The organism is Serratia proteamaculans, from assembly GCF_013337185.1.
GTDB classification, from domain to species: domain Bacteria; phylum Pseudomonadota; class Gammaproteobacteria; order Enterobacterales; family Enterobacteriaceae; genus Serratia; species Serratia proteamaculans_D.
This window is the reverse complement of the sequence record NZ_SWDE01000001.1, coordinates 1,739,064-1,757,849: the sequence shown is the minus strand read 5'-3', so window position 1 is coordinate 1,757,849 and position 18,786 is coordinate 1,739,064. Positions and strand designations below refer to the sequence as shown.

Sequence of the window (18,786 nt, the reverse complement as noted above, 5' to 3'; positions counted from 1 at the left end):
CGCTGCTGAGGGCGCCCCTGCCAAACATAAAATCCTTGTCGCCTCCGCCAAAGCTGATTATGGTGTGCGGCCAATTGACTACTACGAGCCGCAGACCATGACCGAACACCAGTCCAAAGACCCGATGCACGGCGTCACTCTGGAACAACTTTTGAACAAACTGGTGGAGAACTACGGCTGGTCAGGGCTGGCTGAACGCATTCGCATCAACTGCTTCAGCAGCGATCCCAGCATCAAATCCAGTCTGAAGTTTCTGCGCCGCACGCCGTGGGCGCGCAAGCAGGTGGAAGATCTTTATATCGATATGGTTGAGAAGGCCGCCAGCGATAATCCATGGTTGCGCGGCGGCCAGTAAAGCCTTAGCCGCGGGCACCCAGCTCGATCAATGCCTGATCCAGCGCCTGGCGCAGCAACTGACGGTCATGACGGTAAGGAATATCCGTCGCTTCCAGCGGTTGTTTAATCACCACCCGATCCTGTACTTCGCTGGCATCGACCGCCGGTCCAACAATCAGCGCGTCAATCATCTGGCGGCCAATTTTTTCTTCCATCAGCTCCAGCTTGTTCTTCAGCGTCAAGGCGGCTGCCGCGACGCTCAGCTCGCGCCCCAGATTGCCGATATAAATCATATTGGCGCTGCTGCGGCGCAAGGCCTGCGTCAGGTCATCGAGCAACAGCAGCGGCATCAGGCTGGTCAGGAAGCTGCCTGGTCCAATCAGGATCACATCGGCCTGTGCGATGGCGTCCAGTGCCTCTCGCGTGGCGTTGACGCGCGGTGACAGCATCAGTTCCTGCGGCATGTCTGTCAGTTGATCGACGTTCACTTCACCATAGACGTGGTTGCCTTCATGGTCGTGCGCCATCAGATCCACCGGCTGCTCAGACATCGGGATCAGCGCCGCGTCGACCTTCAGCAAGCTGCGTACCAGATTGATCGCTTCCAGTGGGCGCACGCTGAGATGATCCAACGCCTTCAGCATCAGATTACCGAGGTTATGCCCCGAGAGTTCGCCATTGCCGCTAAAGCGGTACTCGAACATCGCCGAGGCGACGCTCGGTTCGGTGATCAACTGATTCAGACAGTTACGGGTATCGCCCCAGGCAATGCCGCCTTCCGAGCGGCGAATACGGCCAGTGGAACCGCCGTTATCGGTGGTGGTGACAATACCGGTTAAACGGGATCCTAAAGACGACAGGGAAGACATCACGCGGCCAAGACCATGGCCACCACCTAATGCCACCACCCGATCGAGATCGGCCAGGGTACGATTACGCATAAATTTCCTTACAAAGGGGCTTAACTGCCCGCATAAAGTAGCGGATTTGGCGTAAAAACGCGAAAAAGAGTGTGATTTGCGTGATTCCGGTCAATTCATCTGCGTAAAGGGTGTTTATCATGGTTTACCAGATTTGGCAGCGCGTAAAAACGCTGTATACACAATTATATAGCGAAATTGGGCGTTGGCTATCGCCTTTGTTTAGCGCTAGAATTCTGGTGAAAACCACGGTTTCGTTCCGGCTACTCAGCCTGCGGGAACTGAAATCAAAACTCCTAGCCTCTGGGCCTACGTTGTTCTGAGAACAATATGGCGCTTGGGCCGTGGCGAAGTCAGCCACCAGGGTGCAGAGTGGAAACGCTCGCATCTCCCGACTTTGGAAGGTGTTATGGTGCCGCAACTCATTGATGCTTATGAGCGCAAGTTCTATTACTTGCGCCTGTCGATCACCGACGTGTGTAACTTTCGTTGCACCTATTGTCTGCCGGATGGCTATCGCCCTAACGGCAGCCCGAAAACCTTCTTGTCGCTCGATGAGATCCGCCGCGTTAGCCGTGCCTTCGCCGAGCTGGGCACCGAAAAGGTGCGCCTGACCGGCGGTGAGCCTTCGCTGCGTCGCGATTTTACCGAGATCATTGCCGCCGTGCGTGAAAACCCGGCCGTTCGCCAGCTTGCCGTGACCACCAATGGCTACCGTCTGGCGCGCGACGTTGCCGCCTGGCGCGACGCCGGCCTGACGGCGATCAACGTCAGCGTCGACAGTCTGGACCCCCGTCAATTTCACGCCATTACCGGCCAGGACAAATTCCGTCAGGTAATGGAGGGTATCGATGCCGCCTTTACCGCCGGGTTCAGCAAGGTCAAGGTCAATGCGGTGCTGATGCGTGACGTTAACCATCAGCAACTGGGCGCTTTCCTGCACTGGATAAAAGACCGTCCGATCCAATTGCGTTTTATCGAATTGATGGAAACCGGTGAGGGTGGCGATTTGTTCCGCAAACACCACGTGTCTGGCGAAGTGATCCGTTCGCAACTGGAACAGCAGGGTTGGCAACGGCAACCGCGCGGCCGCAGCGACGGCCCGGCGCAGGTGTTCAGCCACCCGGATTACCAGGGTGAAGTGGGTTTAATCATGCCGTACGAAAAAGATTTCTGTGCCAGCTGCAACCGACTGCGGGTTTCCGCCATCGGTAATCTGCACCTGTGCCTGTTCGGTGAGCAGGGCATTAACCTGCGCGATCTGCTGGTGAATGACGGCCAGCTTGAAGAGTTGAAAGATCGCATTCAGGGTGGGCTGCGGACCAAAAAGCAAACCCACTTCCTGCACCAGGGCAACAGTGGCATCACGCAGAATCTGTCGTTTATCGGCGGATAAATTTTTCCAATTGCACGGGAGCAAGCAATGAGTCATGCCAGCAGTGAATTCATTCCGGCGCATATCGCTATTCTGACCGTTTCGGACAGTCGCGGTGAAGCGGAAGACACCTCGGGTCAGTATCTGCAGGAAGCGGCGCTTGAAGCCGGGCATCAGGTGGTGGATCGCGCCATCGTCAAAGACGATAAATATCAAATCCGCGCACGCATCTCCGCATGGATCGCCGACGAACAGGTTCAGGCCGTGCTGATCACCGGGGGCACCGGTTTTACCGTCAGGGACAACACCCCGGAAGCGCTGCTGCCGCTGTTCGATCGTGAAGTGGAAGGGTTCGGTGAATTGTTCCGCATGGTGTCCTACGAAGAGATTGGCACCGCCACTGTTCAGTCGCGCGCATTGGCCGGCATGGCCAATCAGACGGTGATTTTTGCCATGCCGGGCTCGACTCGCGCCTGCCGCACCGCCTGGGAACGCATTATTGAAGAGCAGTTGGACGCGCGTCACCGCCCGTGCAACTTCCTGCCACATTTGAAGAAATAGAAACTATGACGCAGCTGACTCACATTAACGCCGCGGGCGAAGCCCATATGGTCGACGTTTCCGCCAAGGCAGAGACGGTGCGCGAAGCGCGCGCCGAGGCCTTCGTCGAGATGCTGCCGACCACGCTGGCGATGATTATCGAGGGTAGCCATCACAAGGGTGATGTGTTTGCCACGGCGCGCATTGCCGGTATTCAGGCGGCGAAACGTACCTGGGAGCTGATCCCGCTGTGTCACCCGCTGATGCTGAGCAAGGTCGAAGTGCAGTTGGAAGCGCAGCCGGAACACAGCCGGGTGCGGATTGAAACCTGCTGCCGGTTGACCGGCAAGACCGGCGTCGAAATGGAAGCCTTGACCGCCGCTTCGGTGGCCGCGTTGACCATTTACGACATGTGCAAGGCAGTACAAAAAGACATGGTGATCGGCCCGGTGCGGCTGCTGGCGAAAAGCGGCGGTAAATCCGGTGATTTTAAGGTGGAGCTATGATTAACATTCTGTTTTTTGCCCAGGTGCGCGAACTGGTCGGCACCGGTGACCTGTCAATGCCGGCGGACTATCCAACGGTAGAGGCGCTGCGTAAGGCGCTGTGCGAACGCGGCGATCGCTGGGCGCTGGCACTGGAGTCCGGCAAGCTGTTGACGGCGGTGAACCAATCCCTGGTGGCGGCCGAACATCCGCTGCGTGCCGGTGATGAAGTCGCTTTCTTTCCACCGGTAACCGGGGGTTAATGGTGGAAAATACCCGTATCCGCGTGGGGGAAGCGCCGTTCAACGTTGGCGAAGAATACCAGTGGCTGGCGCAGTGCGACGACGACGGTGCCGTGGTGACCTTTACCGGCAAGGTGCGTAACCATAATCTGGGTGATAACGTCAGTGCGCTGACGCTGGAACACTACCCTGGCATGACCGAGAAAGCGCTGGCGGAAATCGTGGACGAAGCACGCAGCCGCTGGCCATTGCAGCGCGCGACGGTGATCCACCGCGTGGGTGAGCTGTTTCCTGGCGATGAGATTGTGTTTGTCGGCGTGACCAGCGCCCACCGCAGCATGGCATTCGAAGCCAGCGAGTTCATCATGGACTACCTGAAAACCCGCGCCCCGTTTTGGAAACGCGAAGCCGTTGGCCAGGGCGACCGTTGGGTTGACGCGCGCGACAGCGATCGTCAGGCGGCAGAACGCTGGCATAAAGCGGTTAAATAACCGGTAAACAGCAGAAACAAATCAATACCTTTGCCGCTTTGCCATTAGATTTTCTGTGATACGCTTATAGCAGGCCGGGTCCCGCAAAGAGAGACTCGAAATCTTGTTCCACACGCAAAAGGTAACCGTCATGGACCGATATCCACGCTCTAATGGTTCAATCGTCGAACGTGCCAACAGCGGCATTCAGGCTTACATGGCGCAGGTATATGGCTGGATGACCTGTGGCATGCTGTTGACGGCGTTTGTATCCTGGTACGCGGCCAACACGCCCGCGATCCTTAACTTTATCTTCTCCAGCCAGATCACTTTCTTCGGTCTGATTATCGTGCAGTTGGGGCTGGTGTTTGTGATTTCCGGCATGGTCAACCGCCTCAACGGTACGGTAGCTACCGCGCTGTTTATGCTCTATTCGGCGCTGACCGGATTGACGCTTTCCAGTATTTTCATCGCCTATACCTATAGCTCGATTGCCAGCACCTTTGTGGTCACCGCCGGTATGTTCGGTGCGATGAGCCTGTACGGTTATACCACCAAGCGTGATTTGAGCGGTTTCGGCAGCATGCTGTTTATGGCGCTGATAGGTATCGTGCTGGCTTCGCTGGTCAATATCTGGCTGAAAAGCTCCGCGCTGATGTGGGCGATTACCTACATCGGGGTGGTGGTGTTTGTAGGCCTGACGGCGTATGACACCCAAAAACTGAAAGCGATGGGTGAGCAGTTGAACGCCGATGACAAAGACAGCTTCCGCAAGTACGCCATTGTCGGCGCGCTGACGCTGTATCTTGATTTCATCAACCTGTTCCTGATGTTGCTGCGGATTTTCGGCAACCGCAGATAAGAATCTATATGACTTGTAGGGGCTCAGCATGCTGAGCCCTTTTTTATGCAATTTTACGACGGAACATGGCATAGGCGGCGCTGCCGGTGGTGGCGGTGATCGCCAGTAGCGGCCACAGGCTATGCCAAATGATGCTGAAACTGGCGTCCTTCAGGTAGATCTGTTTGGTGATGTCGGTGAAGTGACGGATGGGATTGGCCCAGGTGAGGTTTTGCAGCCACACCGGCATGTTCTCCACCGGCGAGACATAGCCGGAAAGCAGGATCGCCGGCATCATAAACACGAATACACCGATAAACGCCTGTTGCTGGGTAGCGCACAGCGAAGAGATCAGCAGGCCGAACCCCACCAAAGACAACCCGTAAATCAGCATGGTGCCGTAGAACAGCAGCAGCGAACCGGCGAACGGGATCTGATAGATAAAGATACCGATCAGCAATACGACGCTGGCCTGGAAGGTGGCGACAATCAGCGCCGGAACCGCTTTACCGATAAAAATCTGCCAGGTAGTCAACGGTGACACCAGCAACTGCTCCAGCGTACCCTGTTCGCGTTCACGCGCTACCGACAACGAGGTGACAATCAGCACCCCGATAGTGGTGATCATGGCGATCAGCGACGGCACCACGAACCATTTGTAATCCAGATTCGGGTTATACCAGTTGCGCACCACCAGTTCGCTGTTGTTGGGCTTGGCACGGTTACCGATCAGCTCATTTTGATAGTCCTGCACAATTTGCTGCACATAGTTGGCGGCGATTTGTGCGCTGTTGGAGTTACGCCCATCGAGCAACAGTTGCAGCGGGGCGGTATTGCCGTTGGCGATATCACGCGAGAACTTGGCCGGGAAGCGGATCAATAGCAGCGCTTTTTGGTTGTCGATGGTGGTTTGAATCTCTTGTGGGCTGCGCAACAGCAGCACATGCGAGAAGGCTTTCGCTTTGGCAAAACGTTGGGTCAGTTCGACCGAGGCATGGCCGCTGTCTTCGCTGTAGACCGCGATGGTGGCGTTGGTCACCTCCAGCGTGGCGGCGAACGGGAACAGCAGCACCTGCACGATAACCGGCATAATCAGGATGGCGCGGGTCTGCGGATCGCGCAGCAGTGACTGCATTTCTTTTATGATTAACGTCCAGAGACGGTGAAACATCGTCTTTCCCCTTAATCCAGCCGCCGCTGGGTTTTCCAGGCCGTCAGGCCGATAAACACCACCGCCGAAGCGATCAGGAACAGCAGGTTAATCATCAGCACCGTGCCGATATTGCCCGCCAGGAACAGCGTTTGCAGCGTACTGACGAAATAGCGCGCCGGAATGATATAGGTTACGGCGCGTACGATGGCCGGCATGCTGTCGATCTGGAAGATAAAGCCGGACAGCATGATCGAAGGCAGAAAGGCGGCGTTCAGTGCCACCATCGCCGCGTTAAACTGGTTACGGGTAATGGTGGAAATCAACAGCCCCATGCCGAGCGTACTGGCCAGGAACAGGCTGCTGATGACGAATAAAATCAGCAGCGAACCGCGATAGGGCACGCCGAGCACCCATACCGATACCGCCATACATAACACCATGGCGATCATGCCAAGGAAATAGTAGGGCACCAGTTTGGACAGCAGCAGCTCAGCACGCGTTACCTGGGTGGAAAGCAGCGCCTCCATGGTGCCGCGCTCCCACTCGCGGGCAATCACCAGGGAGGTGAGGATAGCGCCGATCACCGTCATGATAATGGTGATGGCACCAGGAATGATGTAGTGCCGGCTGATGGCCGCCGGGTTGAACCAATAGCGCATCTGCACATCGATTAAGGGCTTTTCCTCGAGCCCGCGGTCGGTGGCGCGCTGTTGCTGCCAGACTTGCCACACCCCCTGGGTATAGCCCTGAACAAAGTTGGCGGTGTTCGGTTCGCTGCCGTCGGTAATAATTTGAATCGGTGCGCTGTCGTACGGCCGCGCCATACGTTGGGCAAAATCGTTGGGGATCACCACCAGCCCGCGAATGCGTCCGGCCTGCATCAGCTGGATCAGCTGCTGACGGTTGTCGCTGATGGTCGGTTCGATATAGGGCGAACCAGCAAAAGCATTGGCCAAATCACGCGCCTCTTCGCTTTGTTGTTCCATCAGGATGCCCAGCCGCAGCTTGCTGGAGTCCAGGTTGATGCCGTAGCCAAAGATAAACAGCAGCATCAGTGGAATGACAAAGGCAATCAGCCCGCTGCTCGGATCGCGCAAGATTTGTCGCGTCTCTTTCAGGCACAGCGCGCGCAACCGCCGCCAGGAAAAACCACTGTCGTCGCGGGTGGCTATTTTTTCGCTCATGGCGATTTTGGGGCTCATGGCTGCTCCTCCTGATCGTAACCCTGCACCAGTTCGATAAACGCCTGTTCCATAGAGGGATTGGGGTTATCGCTGCTGGCGACCTGGTGCTTGAGATCGTCCGGCGTGCCGGCGGCGATGATCTTGCCGCGATACACCAGCCCGATGCGGTCGCAGTATTCCGCCTCATCCATAAAGTGGGTGGTGACCATCACCGTTACGCCTTTATCCACCATGCCGTTGATATGCAGCCAGAACTCGCGCCGGGTCAGTGGATCGACGCCCGAGGTTGGTTCATCGAGAAACAAAATATCCGGCTCGTGCATCAGTGCGCAGGCCAGCGCCAGCCGCTGTTTGAAACCCAGTGGCAGCGAGTCCGGCGTCTGGTTGAGGATCGGGCCAAAGTTGAAGGCGTTGGACATCTCGCTGATTTTATCGCGCTGCGCCTTGCCGCTCAGGCCATAAACGCCGGAGAAAAACTTCAGGTTTTGCGCCACCGTCAGGTTGCCGTACAGCGAGAATTTCTGCGCCATATAACCCAAATGCTGGCGTGCCTTGCCGGAGCTGGTTTTCAAATCCATCCCCAGTACCAGCGCCTTGCCTTCGGTCGGTACCAGCAACCCGCACATCATTTTAAAGGTGGTGGATTTACCGGCACCGTTCGGGCCTAACAGGCCGAAAATTTCCCCGCGCTGCACTTTGAAGTCCACGTGATCGGTGGCGGCAAAGTCGCCGAATTTCTTGGTCAGCCCTTGCGCTTCGATCACCGTTTCCGTGCTTTCTCCCTGAACGGTCGGCATGATCTCCGCCAGCGCCGATTTACTGTTCGGCCCGCCGCCGAGCAGATCGATAAAAGCATCTTCAAAGCGAGGATCCGCTTCGCTCAGTTCGGCATCCGGCAGATCCAATTGTTGCAGTACCTGCCGATGATCTTCGCCTTGCTTGAGGATCAGCCGCAGGTATTTCCCCTGGATCACGCCGTCGGTGACCGACGGCAGGCAGATCGCCCGTTGCAACAGGGCGCGGTGGCTACCGGCCGGTGGGGCGATCAGCACCGTGCGTCCGGCCATTCTTTGGGTAAGATCTTTCGGTGCGCCGCTGAACAGCAGTTCCCCTTCGTTAAGCAGCAGTACTTCACGGCACTGCTCGGCTTCGTCCAGATAAGAGGTGCTCCACAGGATCAACATGCCGTCGTTGGCCAGTTCATGCACCATGCGCCATAGCTCGCGGCGCGAGATCGGATCGACGCCGACCCCCGGCTCATCCAGCAACAGCACCTGCGGTTGGCCGACCAGCGTACAGGCCAGCCCGAGTTTTTGTTTCATACCGCCGGAAAGTTTGCCCGCCAGCCGGGTGGTAAAGCGGGTGAGATCGGTGAAGGTCAGCAAGCGATCGAACGTCTGCTTGCGGAGATCGCCGGTGACGCCGCGCAGATCGGCGTACAGCGTCAGGTTTTCCATCACCGTCAGATCTTCATACAGACCAAATTTTTGCGGCATGTAGCCGAGAATGGCGTGCAACTGACGATCCTGGGCGATCGGATCCAACCCGGCGACGCGCAGTGTGCCGCTGCTGGGCTTGAGCAATCCGGCCAGCATACGCAGCAGGGTGGTTTTACCGGCGCCGTCCGGGCCTACCAGCCCGGTGACCGCACCGCTGGTCAGCCGGGTGGTCAGGCTGGCGACCGCCGGTTTTGCCAGTGACGGAAAACGCTTTTCCAACGCCTCAAGCTCAATGACCTGTTCCATCACCGCTCCCTCAAGGTTGGGCAAAGCGAACGGTGACCGGCATCCCCTGGCGCAGCGCGTCATCGGCGTCAGTGACGATCACCCGCAGCCGGTACACCAGGTCGGTACGCAGGTCCGGGGTTTCGACGCTTTTCGGTGTGAACTCAGCGGTGGGCGACACAAAGCCGATTTTGCCGTGATACGGCTTGTCTGGCCGGCCGTCGGTGTAGATTTCCAACTCGGTACCCGGCGTCGCCTTACCCAGGCTGGCCTCGTTGATATAGGCGCGTATCCATACCGGACGGGTCAGCGACAAAGTGAATACCGTGCCACCGGCGCTGAGCATGGTGCCCGGCTCGACCGCACGCGTCAGCACCGTACCGGCGGACGGGGAAACCAGGCTGGTGTCGTGCAGGTTAAGCTGTGCCTGAGCCAGCGCGGCTTCGCTTTGCGCCAGATTGGCTTTGGCCTCTTCTATTTCTTGCGGGCGATTACCGCTAAGGTACTGCGCCAGCTTGTCTTTCGACGCCTGCAGGTTGGCCAGCGCCTGATTGCGTGAGGTGCGGGCATCTTCCAGTGCGTCGGCGGAGGTAGCATTTTTCGCCCACAGGCCCTGCTGGCGCTTCAGGAAGCTATCGGCATAGCTAAAGGCGGACAGGCGCTGCGCCATTTCCGAACGTACCTGGGCAATTTCTTCGGCGCGGTAACCGGCCATCAGCAGCGCCAGCTTGGCTTTGGCGCTGCCGACGTTAGCCTGCGCCTGCTGCAGTGCGTTGATGTAGGGCGCGTCGTCCAGTTTGCCGAGCAATTGCCCCGGTTGCAGGGTATCGCCTTCATCCACCGTCAGCGACGCCAGCCGCCCATCGACGCGGAAGCCCAAATTCACCGTGCGAATATCCACGTTACCGTACAGCGTCAGCGGTTTTTCCTGATGCTGTTGGTAATAGCAGACCCCGTAAACGGCCGCGGCGATCAGCACAATAATGACCACGATGAAGGCACTGCGTTTCTTATTCATAACTCTCCCTGCCTGAATTTACGCGCCATAGCGTTGGCGCAGCCCATTAACCAGAATCTCAATGTGTTCAGCCAGCACTTCGCTGATTTGTTGTGCCTCGGCAGTGTCGATCTGCTGCCAGCCGGCCTGTCGGCGGACGGTTTCCCGCGCCACGCGAAACGACAGCACTTCGCCGATCAGCGCGTGGGTATGCAGCACAATTTTGGTCGAATGTGGATCGATGCCGGTATAGGCCGCCAGCAGGCGGCAAAGCTTGTTATGCAGCGGTGCCACCACCTGCTGGTGGATCAGCGGATAGGCATCGGTGGGGGAGAGCTGCTCGCGCGACATGATTTTGCTCAGGTTCAGCGTCTGCGGTTGGGTCATCAGGTCGCTGAACGCCAGCAGGCCGCGTTTCAGATGTTCGAGGTAGTGTTCCGGCAGACGTTCGGCTTCGGGGAGTTGCCAGAAGCGGTCAATCTCTTCGGCCAGCGGACGAAACGCCTGCTGGATAAAATCGGCAATCCACTGGGCGACGGCCAGATACAGGCCCTCTTTGGAATTGAAGTAGTAGGTGATGGCGGCGATATTGTGCCCGGCACGTTGGGCAATATCGCGGGTGGTGGCACCCTGAATGCCGTATTCACCGAACATTTCGATGGCAGCGGCAATCAGTTGCTGACGCGCTTGCTCACCCCGTGCCCGGCCGGCAGTCTGATTATTTGGCATTGATGGCACTCGTAAAAGTTAATCAATCATATGATTAACTTTATGCCAGATTGCACGAAATGCAATCAGTAACCGTGGTTTATTTAAGGGTATCCTTTCGGATTCGGCTGAATTGTCGCCATATTGTGCTCTGAGTCACTTAATTTGCCTTTTCTTGTTCGACTTCTGCTACACTCGCCCGCTTGGTGCACTGCAGTTTGTGCCAATCCCTCGTGGTCATGCAAAATGTCCCGTCTGATAATCCTCCCAGGAAACTGCACCGAACACTGTTAGGTTAGGGGGGATCTGGAGTTTTTCTCTTTATGTCATTTGAAACCCTCGGCTTAAGTGCTGAAATTCTGCGCGCTGTTGAAGAACAGGGCTATCGCGAACCTACGCCAATTCAGCGCCAGGCTATTCCTGTCGTATTGGAAGGTCGTGACCTGATGGCCAGCGCCCAGACCGGTACCGGTAAAACCGCTGGCTTTACCCTGCCGCTGCTACAGCTGCTGAGTAAGCATGACCATGCGGTCAAAGGTCGCCGTCCGGTACGTGCGTTGATCCTGACGCCAACCCGTGAACTGGCTGCGCAGATCGGCGAAAACGTCGAATCCTACAGCAAATACCTGCGCCTGCGTTCGCTGGTGGTATTTGGTGGCGTGAGCATTAACCCGCAGATGATGAAACTGCGCGGTGGCGTCGACGTGCTGGTGGCAACACCGGGTCGCCTGCTGGATCTGGAACACCAGCGCGCGGTTGACCTGTCCAAAATTGAAATTCTGGTGCTGGACGAAGCTGACCGCATGCTGGATATGGGCTTTATCCATGATATCCGCCGCGTGCTGGCCAAGCTGCCTGCCAAGCGTCAGAACCTATTGTTCTCTGCAACCTTCTCCGACGACATCAAAGGGCTGGCCAACAAACTGTTGCACAACCCGGCATCGGTTGAAGTGGCGCGCCGTAACACCGCGTCCGAGCAGATTGAGCAAAGCGTGCACTTCGTTGACAAGAAGCGTAAGCGGGAACTGCTGTCCCAGATGATCGGTGAAGGTGACTGGAAGCAAGTCTTGGTGTTTAACCGCACCAAACACGGCGCCAACCACCTGGCTGAACAGCTGAACAAAGACGGCATCACTGCCGCCGCTATCCACGGTAACAAAAGCCAGGGCGCTCGTACCCGCGCATTGGCCGATTTTAAAGACGGCAAAATCCGCGTATTGGTGGCTACCGATATCGCGGCTCGTGGTCTGGACATCGACCAGTTGCCACACGTGGTGAACTACGAGTTGCCTAACGTGCCGGAAGACTACGTGCACCGCATCGGTCGTACCGGTCGTGCTGAACGTACCGGTGAGGCGATCTCGCTGGTGTGCGTGGATGAACACAAACTGCTGCGTGATATCGAACGCCTGTTGAAGCGTGAGATCCCGCGTATTGCTCTGCCGGGCTATGAGCCGGATCCGAGCATCAAGGCCGAACCGATCATCAACGGTCGTCAGGCGGGTGGGCGCGGTGCGCCACGCGGCAACGGCGGTGGTCAACGCTCCGGTAACGGTGGCGGCCAGCGCAGTGGCAACGGTGGCGGCAATGGCGGTCAGCGTGAAAATCGCGGTGGCGGCAGTGCACGTCCGCAGGGTGATGGCAAGCCGCGTTCAGGTGCTCCGCGCCGTCCGCGCAGCCGCCCGGCTGAGTAAATTGCGCTGTTGTCAGCTGCTAAAAGGCCACCTTTAGGGTGGCCTTTTTTATAGGTAAAAAACAGGTTGCGCCTGCTATCAGCGCATCTCAAGTTCCGGCACCACCGACATGCCAACGCGCAGCCGCGCCAGCTCCGGCTGGTTGGGTTCCAGCAGGATCTTCACCGGCAGGCGTTGCACCACTTTGGTGTAGTTGCCGGTGGCGTTATCGGCGCTGATGGCGGCAAAGGTGGAACCGGTCGCCGGGGCGATACTGTCAACGTGGCCGCGCAGCGTCACGCCGGGCAGCGCATCAACGGTGATGGACACCGGTTGACCGGCAGAGACGTTGGCCAACTGGGTTTCCAGGAAGTTGGCGACCACGTAGCTCTGCTGTAACGGCACCACCGCCAGCAGGCGCGTACCGGCGGAGACCCAGGCACCCTGGCGCACCGCACGCTGGCCGACGCTGCCGGCAATCGGCGCAATAATCTGCGTGTAGGAAAGATTCAGACGCGCCTGATCAACACTGGCCTGTGAGGCGGCAATATCGGCTTCGGCCTGTTTGCGGCTGGCCTGCAACACCCCAACTTCTTTACGTGCCGAGACCACGGCCGCCTGATTCTGCCTTAGCTGCGCGGCGGCGGTCTGCATCACGGAGGCCGATTTTTGCTGTTCATCGGCGGTGGCGGTACCGGTTTTCAGCAACCGGCGATAGCGATCGGCGTTCTGCCCGGCGTAGTTGAGCGTGGCCTGGCTGGCGCTGACGCCGGCTTCCTGCTGGGCAATATTGGCCTGCTGTTGATCCAGCTGCGCCTGAATGCTGGTCAGCTTGGCCTGACTAATCTGCAGATTGGCCTGTGCCGTTTCCAGCGCCACGCGGTAATCCCGGTCGTCGAGGGTGGCCAGCACTTCACCGGCTTTTACTTGCTGGTTATCACTGACGTTGACGCTGCGGATATAGCCGGAAACCTTGGGGGCCACCAGCGTGTAATCGGCGCTCACGACCGCATCATCGGTACGTAAATGATGACGATTGAGCGATGAGCGGACAAAGAAAGCGATCGCCAGCAGGATTAGCAGCAGCAACGCCAGAGTTAAGGTTCGTTTTGCAGGGGTGAAGCTCATGGTTATGATCCTGATGTTTTGGGAACTAAAGGTAAAAGCGTTTGCGGCGGATAGGTACGCTTCGGTAGCCAGGCGGTCAGCAACACCAGCAGCAGTGCGCAGCCAATAATCAGCAGGTAGGCGTCACTGATGCTGAGGATCACCGCCTGATGCTTTACCAGCGTCGAAAAATGCCCGAGATTTTCCGCTGAACTGGCCGTACCGTTCGGCAACAGCGGCAGGGCGCCGCTGGCATGGTCTGAGTTTTCTGCCGTCATCAGCCACGGATGATTGCCTAACCGGTCAACCAGCACGTGAGAGTGAAATTGCTCCCGGTGGCTCATAAAGTTCTCGACCAGGCTGCCCGCCGCCACGGCGGAAAAACCGCGCACGGTGTTAAACATTGCTGAAGCGAAGGGGCCTTCCGGCGCCATGATCACGCTGGTGGAGGTCAGTAAAACTGGCAAAATCATCATCGGCTGACCAAACGCCTGCAGACTCTGGATCAGCCAGAAATTTTGCCGCGCCCAGTCGTCGGTCAGTTGCATACCCAGCAAACAAGAGCCGGCAATGCATGCAGCACCGAAGGTCAGCACCCAGCGGGCGTCTACCCAACGCAGGTTCAACAGGGTGGCGATTAAGGGTGCTATCACTAACTGCGGCAAGCCTACGACTAACGCCAGAGGCGCAAATTGTACGGTGCGAAAACCCTCCACCTGCGAAAAGTAAAACGACGGCAGCATCGAGCCTGACAGCGCCAGCAACAGCACGCCAGCCAGCGTCAGCAGGCTATAAGAAAGATTTATGCGCCGCAGTAATTGCAGTTTTAACAGCGGTAACGGATGGAACCATTCGTTGATCAAAAACACCACCAACAGCGCAATGGAAACCGGCAACATCAGGCTAATCAAGGGCGAATTGAACCAGTCGAGTCGCTCACCCTGAGTCAGCGAGAGAATCAACAGCGCGATACCGCTACAGCCGGTCAGCATGCCGAACAGATCGATCTGGCGGAAACGCTCCAACCGCAAGGGATCCTGCGGCAACCCCCAGCCGATCAATAAGGAGGCGATCAGACACAGCGGGACCGCCTGCCAGAACACAAACTGCCAACCCAGACTGTCGGTCCACAGTGCCGCCAGCGGCGCCGCGACATTAGGGCCAAAGGTGGCGGTAAGCGCATAGGCGGCCAGACCGTAAAGCTTGATGCCGGGTGGCAGAAAACGCAGTGCCACCGTCATCAGCAACGGCGGCAATGCCCCACCAAACAGGCCTTGCACCACCCGCAGCGCAATAAACAGTGTGGGATCGGCGGTTAAAGGCTGGAGTACACCGACGATGGCAAAACCACCGATCATTACCAGGGCGAAACGGCGTAGCGAAAAGGTCACGGCAAACCAGGGAGCCACCATCATGGCCGACACTTCCGCCGCCTGATAAACCGAGGTGATCCAACTCCCCTGGTCGAAACCGATACCGATAGCCGCGCGGATATCCGCCAGCGCCAGATCGCTGATGCGATCATTGAGTCCTGAGGTCAGGGCGGCAATTAGCACTCCCACCAACCCCACAGCAAGACGCAGGGTGAAAGGATGCGGCGCGGCGACGGCAGACGCAGGCTGAGCATTCATAGTATGACTCCAGAAACGAAACTTACGATGCACTGTATTGCATAGCGATACATTGTGACGCATGCTACATTGTGATGCACTGTATTGCAATGTGGTACATCGTGCCGCCTGACAGGAAAAAATGTTACAGTGTGGCCAAAAGCAAGGAAAAGAGCCTTCCATGTCTGAACCCTCAACATTCTGTGATGATGAAAAAACTGGCGGTATTCAGGTTATTACCCGTGCGGCGAAAATCCTCGAGGCACTGGGCGCCAAGCCCAACGGCATGAGCCTGGGTGAAATCGCGCAGGCGGTCGATCTGCCGCGTTCCACCGTGCAACGTATCGTCAACGCGTTGGATTCTGTGCAATTGGTGCGCGGCGGTGCCGGTGGTGTGCGTCTGGGGCCGTCGTTGCTGCGGCTGATTGCCAGCGTACATACCGAAATGGTGTCGATTGCGACGCCCTGGCTGCAGGCTTTATGTGACGCCACCGGCGAGACGGTTTCTCTGGGGCGCGCCAGCGGTTTGCAGTTGGCGGTGGTGCACTACATTGTGGCGGATCGCGAGCTGCGGGTGGTGCCGCGCATCGGCATGAATCTGCCGCTGTACAGCACCTCCGGCGGACGTGCGTTATTGGCTTTGAACAGCGATGATGCGGCCCGAAATTTACTGGGGGAAGCCTATATGGCGGTGACCGATATGACGGTACGTGATTTTCCGGCACTGCTGCAGCACCTGAACGAAATACGCCGTACCGGTCTGTCCTATGATCGGGAGGAAACGCTGGAAGGCGTTTCAACCATGGCGGTGGCCATCGATACCATTCTGGGACGTTTCTCCATCAGTCTGTTGGTGCCCAGTTCCCGTTTTACCAAAAATGAAGCTCGCTTCCGCGAGGAAATCCTCAGGTGTAAAGAGGCGCTGATTGATGAGATCGGCAAGGCGGCTGCGCGAGATTAATCGGAGTAGATAATGAAAACGCTGTTGGTTGCGGTTGATAATTCCGCCAATGCTCGTAAGGTCATTTCACTGGCTGCTGAACAGGCGTTGGCCCAGCAGGCGGCGGTCGTGGTGCTTTGTTGTGTCGATCTTGGCTATTCCATGACGGGGCCTTATGAAATAGAAGCGGGTGAAGATCCGGCAGATTTCGGCTACGCGCAGGATGAACAACAGGCCGCTGCCACTGTAGTACACCAGGCGCTGAGCGAACTGCAGGCCGCAGGGGTCAATGCGCGTGGGCGAGTGGTGGCCGGTGAGCCGGCAGAAACCATTGTTGCCCAGGCGAAAGAACTGAATGCGACGATGATTATTATGGGGCGACGCCATCTTTCCCCCTTTAGACGTTTGTTAAATGGGTCGCACAGCGCCCTGGTGATTGAACATGCCGATTGCCCGGTGCTGGTTGATGTGCGTGCCGACTGACTTTGCCTAATCCCGGAGCCGAAGATGAAACTAAAATGTGCCATTCTTGATGATTATCAGCAGGTCGCGCTCAGCATGGCCGACTGGTCTGCCCTCGGCGATCGGGTTGAGGTGTTCAGTATCGGTCAACATTTTAGTGATGAAGCGGAACTGGCCGTGCATCTGCAGGACTGCGATATTTTGGTGATTATGCGTGAACGTACGCCGATCACCGCCACGCTGCTGGCGCGTTTGCCTCAGTTAAAGCTGTTGATCACCTCGGGCATGCGCAATGCCTCTATTGATTTGGCGGCAGCGGCACAGCATGGGGTGATTGTCTGCGGGACCGCCAGCGGCTCAGCTGCACCGATGGAGCTAAGCTGGGCGCTGCTGCTGGGGTTGGCAAAACATTTGCTGACCGAAAATCACGGCCTGCGGCACAACGGGCCGTGGCAGCAAGCGGTTGGCGTGACGCTGCAGGGCAAGACGCTGGGCCTGCTGGGGTTGGGCAAGATTGGCAGCCAAATGGCGGTGGTGGCGCAGGCGTTTGGTATGCGGGTGCTGGCCTGGAGCCAAAACCTGACGGCAGAAAGGGCCGCCGAGGTGGGGGTAATGCTGGCAGCATCCAAACAGGCGCTGTTTGAACAGAGCGACTTTGTTTCGGTTCATCTGGTGCTCAGTGAACGTAGCCGTGGGCTGGTGGGCCGGCCAGAACTGCAGGCGATGAAGAAAACCGCTTATCTGATCAATACCTCGCGTGCGGCGATTGTCGATCGCAACGCGTTGATTGACGCATTGCAGCAGGGGCAAATTGCCGGTGCCGGGCTGGATGTGTTTGAGGTTGAACCCTTGCCGAGCGACGACATCTTCCGCCAACTGCCCAACGTGCTGGCGACGCCGCATCTGGGCTATGTGGCCGACAGCAACTATCAAATCTATTTCCGCGAAGCGATCGAAAACATCGAGGCCTTTATCGCCGGTGTCCCGCTGCGCCAATTGACGTAGCACGGTTTTATTCCCCTCAGATGCTTGTCTGCTGCGGGCATTCCCCCGTATCATTGCGCGTCTTTTTTAGCAGGGGTAATCATGCGCGTATTATTGGCTCCGATGGAGGGCGTTCTCGATTCTTTGGTGCGTGAGCTGCTCACCGAAGTGAACGACTACGACCTGTGCATCACCGAATTCCTGCGCGTGGTCGATCAACTGCTGCCTGCCAAGTCTTTCTACCGCCTGTGCCCTGAACTTCATCACGCCAGCCGTACGCCGTCCGGCACTCTGGTGCGTATCCAATTGCTTGGTCAATACCCGCAGTGGCTGGCAGAAAATGCCGCTCGCGCGGTGGAATTGGGATCTTACGGTGTCGATCTCAACTGTGGTTGCCCATCCAAGTTGGTGAATGGCAGCGGCGGCGGGGCGACGCTGCTCAAGGATCCGGAGCTGATTTACCAGGGCGCCAAGGCCATGCGTGCAGCGGTACCTGCCCATTTGCCGGTGACGGTAAAAATACGCCTGGGTTGGGATAGCGACAGCCGCAGCTTTGAAATTGCCGATGCGGTGCAGCAGGCCGGTGCCAGCGAATTGGCGGTGCACGGGCGTACCAAAGAAGACGGCTACAAGGCGGAACGTATTAACTGGGCAGCAATTGGTGAGATCCGCCAGCGGCTGACCATTCCGGTGATCGCCAACGGTGAGATCTGGGACTACCAGAGTGCGCAAGACTGCCTGCAAACTACCGGCTGCGATGCGGTGATGCTCGGGCGCGGTGCGCTAAATGTGCCCAACCTGAGCCGGGTAGTGAAATACAATGAACCGCGCATGCCCTGGCCACAGGTGGTGCAGCTGCTGCAAAAATACGTTCATCTGGAAAAACAGGGCGATACCGGCCTGTACCACGTGGCGCGGATAAAACAGTGGCTGGGTTATTTGCGTAAAGAATATGACCAGGCGACCGAGCTATTCAGCGAGATCCGTGCGTTGAATAACTCGAAGGATATCGCCCGGGTGATCTGTCGTTAAGGA

General features: G+C 57.6%; 20 protein-coding genes and 1 riboswitch. Of the genes, 12 read left to right on the top strand and 8 right to left on the bottom strand.

The genetic code is table 11. The features are described 5' to 3' along the window. Positions 1-97 precede the first annotated feature (97 nt). Positions 98-355 (top strand): VF530 family DNA-binding protein, encoded by a 258-nt coding sequence (locus FCL49_RS08215; protein ID WP_112350229.1) that lies wholly within the window; start codon positions 98-100, stop codon positions 353-355. 4 nt (positions 356-359) lie between these two features. Here FCL49_RS08215 and yvcK read toward each other — a convergent pair whose 3' ends face one another. Further along, the gene (gene yvcK, locus FCL49_RS08210; protein ID WP_174353146.1) at positions 360-1,277 is read right to left on the bottom strand and encodes a uridine diphosphate-N-acetylglucosamine-binding protein YvcK; all 918 of its coding nucleotides are present in this window, start codon (positions 1,275-1,277) and stop codon (positions 360-362) included. A gap of 260 nt (positions 1,278-1,537) precedes the next feature. Next, positions 1,538-1,679, top strand: a riboswitch (molybdenum cofactor riboswitch). Here yvcK and moaA point away from each other — a divergent pair. The 6 genes from moaA to FCL49_RS08180 all read left to right on the top strand — a co-directional run bounded on the left by moaA (position 1,669) and on the right by FCL49_RS08180 (position 5,230). Further along, the gene (gene moaA / locus FCL49_RS08205) at positions 1,669-2,652 is read left to right on the top strand and encodes a GTP 3',8-cyclase MoaA (protein ID WP_174353496.1); all 984 of its coding nucleotides are present in this window, start codon (positions 1,669-1,671) and stop codon (positions 2,650-2,652) included. Its footprint overlaps the riboswitch before it by 11 nt. Before the next feature lie 27 nt (positions 2,653-2,679). Continuing rightward, a complete protein-coding gene (gene moaB / locus FCL49_RS08200; RefSeq protein ID WP_174353145.1) occupies positions 2,680-3,192 on the top strand; it encodes a molybdenum cofactor biosynthesis protein B in 513 nt (170 codons plus the stop codon). Positions 3,193-3,197: 5 nt separating this feature from the next. Next, the gene (moaC, locus tag FCL49_RS08195; protein ID WP_012005756.1) at positions 3,198-3,677 is read left to right on the top strand and encodes a cyclic pyranopterin monophosphate synthase MoaC; all 480 of its coding nucleotides are present in this window, start codon (positions 3,198-3,200) and stop codon (positions 3,675-3,677) included. Beyond that, positions 3,674-3,919, top strand: a complete 246-nt coding sequence (gene moaD / locus FCL49_RS08190) for a molybdopterin synthase sulfur carrier subunit (protein WP_012005757.1) — start codon at positions 3,674-3,676, stop codon at positions 3,917-3,919. Before moaC ends, moaD begins: the two co-directional genes overlap by 4 nt. Before the next feature lie 2 nt (positions 3,920-3,921). Further along, positions 3,922-4,389, top strand: a complete 468-nt coding sequence (moaE, locus tag FCL49_RS08185) for a molybdopterin synthase catalytic subunit MoaE (RefSeq protein ID WP_174353495.1) — start codon at positions 3,922-3,924, stop codon at positions 4,387-4,389. Positions 4,390-4,519: 130 nt separating this feature from the next. After that, positions 4,520-5,230, top strand: a complete 711-nt coding sequence (locus tag FCL49_RS08180; protein WP_153857640.1) for a Bax inhibitor-1/YccA family protein — start codon at positions 4,520-4,522, stop codon at positions 5,228-5,230. 43 nt (positions 5,231-5,273) lie between these two features. Here FCL49_RS08180 and FCL49_RS08175 read toward each other — a convergent pair whose 3' ends face one another. The 5 genes from FCL49_RS08175 to cecR are packed head-to-tail and all read right to left on the bottom strand — an operon-like array spanning position 5,274 to position 10,996. After that, positions 5,274-6,380, bottom strand: coding sequence for an ABC transporter permease (locus FCL49_RS08175; RefSeq protein ID WP_174353144.1), 1,107 nt, complete (start codon positions 6,378-6,380; stop codon positions 5,274-5,276). Positions 6,381-6,391: 11 nt separating this feature from the next. Next, complete coding sequence (locus tag FCL49_RS08170; RefSeq protein WP_254611005.1) at positions 6,392-7,564, bottom strand: ABC transporter permease; 1,173 nt, start codon at positions 7,562-7,564, stop codon at positions 6,392-6,394. Next, a complete protein-coding gene (locus FCL49_RS08165) occupies positions 7,561-9,291 on the bottom strand; it encodes an ATP-binding cassette domain-containing protein (RefSeq protein ID WP_174353143.1) in 1,731 nt (576 codons plus the stop codon). The genes FCL49_RS08170 and FCL49_RS08165 overlap by 4 nt, the downstream gene beginning before the upstream one ends. Positions 9,292-9,301: 10 nt before the next feature. Next, entirely contained in the window at positions 9,302-10,288 is a 987-nt protein-coding gene (gene hlyD / locus FCL49_RS08160; RefSeq protein WP_174353142.1) for a secretion protein HlyD, read from the bottom strand. A gap of 18 nt (positions 10,289-10,306) precedes the next feature. Beyond that, on the bottom strand, positions 10,307-10,996 hold the full coding sequence (cecR, locus tag FCL49_RS08155; protein WP_174353141.1) for a transcriptional regulator CecR: 690 nt from the start codon (positions 10,994-10,996) through the stop codon (positions 10,307-10,309). A gap of 302 nt (positions 10,997-11,298) precedes the next feature. On the opposite strand from cecR, the gene rhlE reads away from it, so the two are divergent. After that, the gene (gene rhlE / locus FCL49_RS08150) at positions 11,299-12,669 is read left to right on the top strand and encodes an ATP-dependent RNA helicase RhlE (RefSeq protein WP_012005765.1); all 1,371 of its coding nucleotides are present in this window, start codon (positions 11,299-11,301) and stop codon (positions 12,667-12,669) included. A 78-nt stretch (positions 12,670-12,747) separates the two neighbouring features. Here rhlE and FCL49_RS08145 read toward each other — a convergent pair whose 3' ends face one another. Both FCL49_RS08145 and FCL49_RS08140 read right to left on the bottom strand, forming a co-directional pair. Next, positions 12,748-13,776, bottom strand: a complete 1,029-nt coding sequence (locus FCL49_RS08145) for an HlyD family secretion protein (protein WP_174353140.1) — start codon at positions 13,774-13,776, stop codon at positions 12,748-12,750. Positions 13,777-13,778: 2 nt separating this feature from the next. Further along, complete coding sequence (locus FCL49_RS08140) at positions 13,779-15,386, bottom strand: MFS transporter (protein WP_174353139.1); 1,608 nt, start codon at positions 15,384-15,386, stop codon at positions 13,779-13,781. Between the two features lie 160 nt (positions 15,387-15,546). Here FCL49_RS08140 and FCL49_RS08135 point away from each other — a divergent pair, with 160 nt between their 5' ends. The 4 genes from FCL49_RS08135 to dusC all read left to right on the top strand — a co-directional run bounded on the left by FCL49_RS08135 (position 15,547) and on the right by dusC (position 18,783). Further along, complete coding sequence (locus FCL49_RS08135) at positions 15,547-16,326, top strand: IclR family transcriptional regulator (protein ID WP_174353138.1); 780 nt, start codon at positions 15,547-15,549, stop codon at positions 16,324-16,326. A 12-nt stretch (positions 16,327-16,338) separates the two neighbouring features. Beyond that, positions 16,339-16,788, top strand: a complete 450-nt coding sequence (locus FCL49_RS08130) for a universal stress protein (RefSeq protein ID WP_174353137.1) — start codon at positions 16,339-16,341, stop codon at positions 16,786-16,788. Positions 16,789-16,812: 24 nt separating this feature from the next. After that, positions 16,813-17,772, top strand: a complete 960-nt coding sequence (locus FCL49_RS08125; protein ID WP_174353136.1) for a D-2-hydroxyacid dehydrogenase family protein — start codon at positions 16,813-16,815, stop codon at positions 17,770-17,772. Between the two features lie 81 nt (positions 17,773-17,853). Continuing rightward, positions 17,854-18,783 carry a tRNA dihydrouridine(16) synthase DusC gene (dusC, locus tag FCL49_RS08120; protein WP_174353135.1) on the top strand — a complete coding sequence of 310 codons (930 nt, stop codon included), beginning with the start codon at positions 17,854-17,856 and terminating at the stop codon, positions 18,781-18,783. Positions 18,784-18,786: the final 3 nt, after the last annotated feature.

Bases quoted from the DNA above. Each gene is read 5' to 3' on its own strand.
- FCL49_RS08165 (WP_174353143.1), bottom strand. From the start codon at position 9,291: ATGGAACAGGTCATTGAGCTTGAGGCGTTGGAAAAGCGTTTTCCGTCA.
- cecR (WP_174353141.1), bottom strand. From the start codon at position 10,996: ATGCCAAATAATCAGACTGCCGGCCGGGCACGGGGTGAGCAAGCGCGT.
- dusC (WP_174353135.1), top strand. From the start codon at position 17,854: ATGCGCGTATTATTGGCTCCGATGGAGGGCGTTCTCGATTCTTTGGTG.
- rhlE (WP_012005765.1), top strand. From the start codon at position 11,299: ATGTCATTTGAAACCCTCGGCTTAAGTGCTGAAATTCTGCGCGCTGTT.
- FCL49_RS08175 (WP_174353144.1), bottom strand. From the start codon at position 6,380: ATGTTTCACCGTCTCTGGACGTTAATCATAAAAGAAATGCAGTCACTG.
- moaD (WP_012005757.1), top strand. From the start codon at position 3,674: ATGATTAACATTCTGTTTTTTGCCCAGGTGCGCGAACTGGTCGGCACC.
- FCL49_RS08125 (WP_174353136.1), top strand. From the start codon at position 16,813: ATGAAACTAAAATGTGCCATTCTTGATGATTATCAGCAGGTCGCGCTC.
- FCL49_RS08180 (WP_153857640.1), top strand. From the start codon at position 4,520: ATGGACCGATATCCACGCTCTAATGGTTCAATCGTCGAACGTGCCAAC.
- hlyD (WP_174353142.1), bottom strand. From the start codon at position 10,288: ATGAATAAGAAACGCAGTGCCTTCATCGTGGTCATTATTGTGCTGATC.
- moaB (WP_174353145.1), top strand. From the start codon at position 2,680: ATGAGTCATGCCAGCAGTGAATTCATTCCGGCGCATATCGCTATTCTG.
- FCL49_RS08135 (WP_174353138.1), top strand. From the start codon at position 15,547: ATGTCTGAACCCTCAACATTCTGTGATGATGAAAAAACTGGCGGTATT.
- FCL49_RS08140 (WP_174353139.1), bottom strand. From the start codon at position 15,386: ATGAATGCTCAGCCTGCGTCTGCCGTCGCCGCGCCGCATCCTTTCACC.
- FCL49_RS08170 (WP_254611005.1), bottom strand. From the start codon at position 7,564: ATGAGCCCCAAAATCGCCATGAGCGAAAAAATAGCCACCCGCGACGAC.
- FCL49_RS08130 (WP_174353137.1), top strand. From the start codon at position 16,339: ATGAAAACGCTGTTGGTTGCGGTTGATAATTCCGCCAATGCTCGTAAG.
- FCL49_RS08215 (WP_112350229.1), top strand. From the start codon at position 98: ATGACCGAACACCAGTCCAAAGACCCGATGCACGGCGTCACTCTGGAA.
- FCL49_RS08145 (WP_174353140.1), bottom strand. From the start codon at position 13,776: ATGAGCTTCACCCCTGCAAAACGAACCTTAACTCTGGCGTTGCTGCTG.
- moaC (WP_012005756.1), top strand. From the start codon at position 3,198: ATGACGCAGCTGACTCACATTAACGCCGCGGGCGAAGCCCATATGGTC.
- yvcK (WP_174353146.1), bottom strand. From the start codon at position 1,277: ATGCGTAATCGTACCCTGGCCGATCTCGATCGGGTGGTGGCATTAGGT.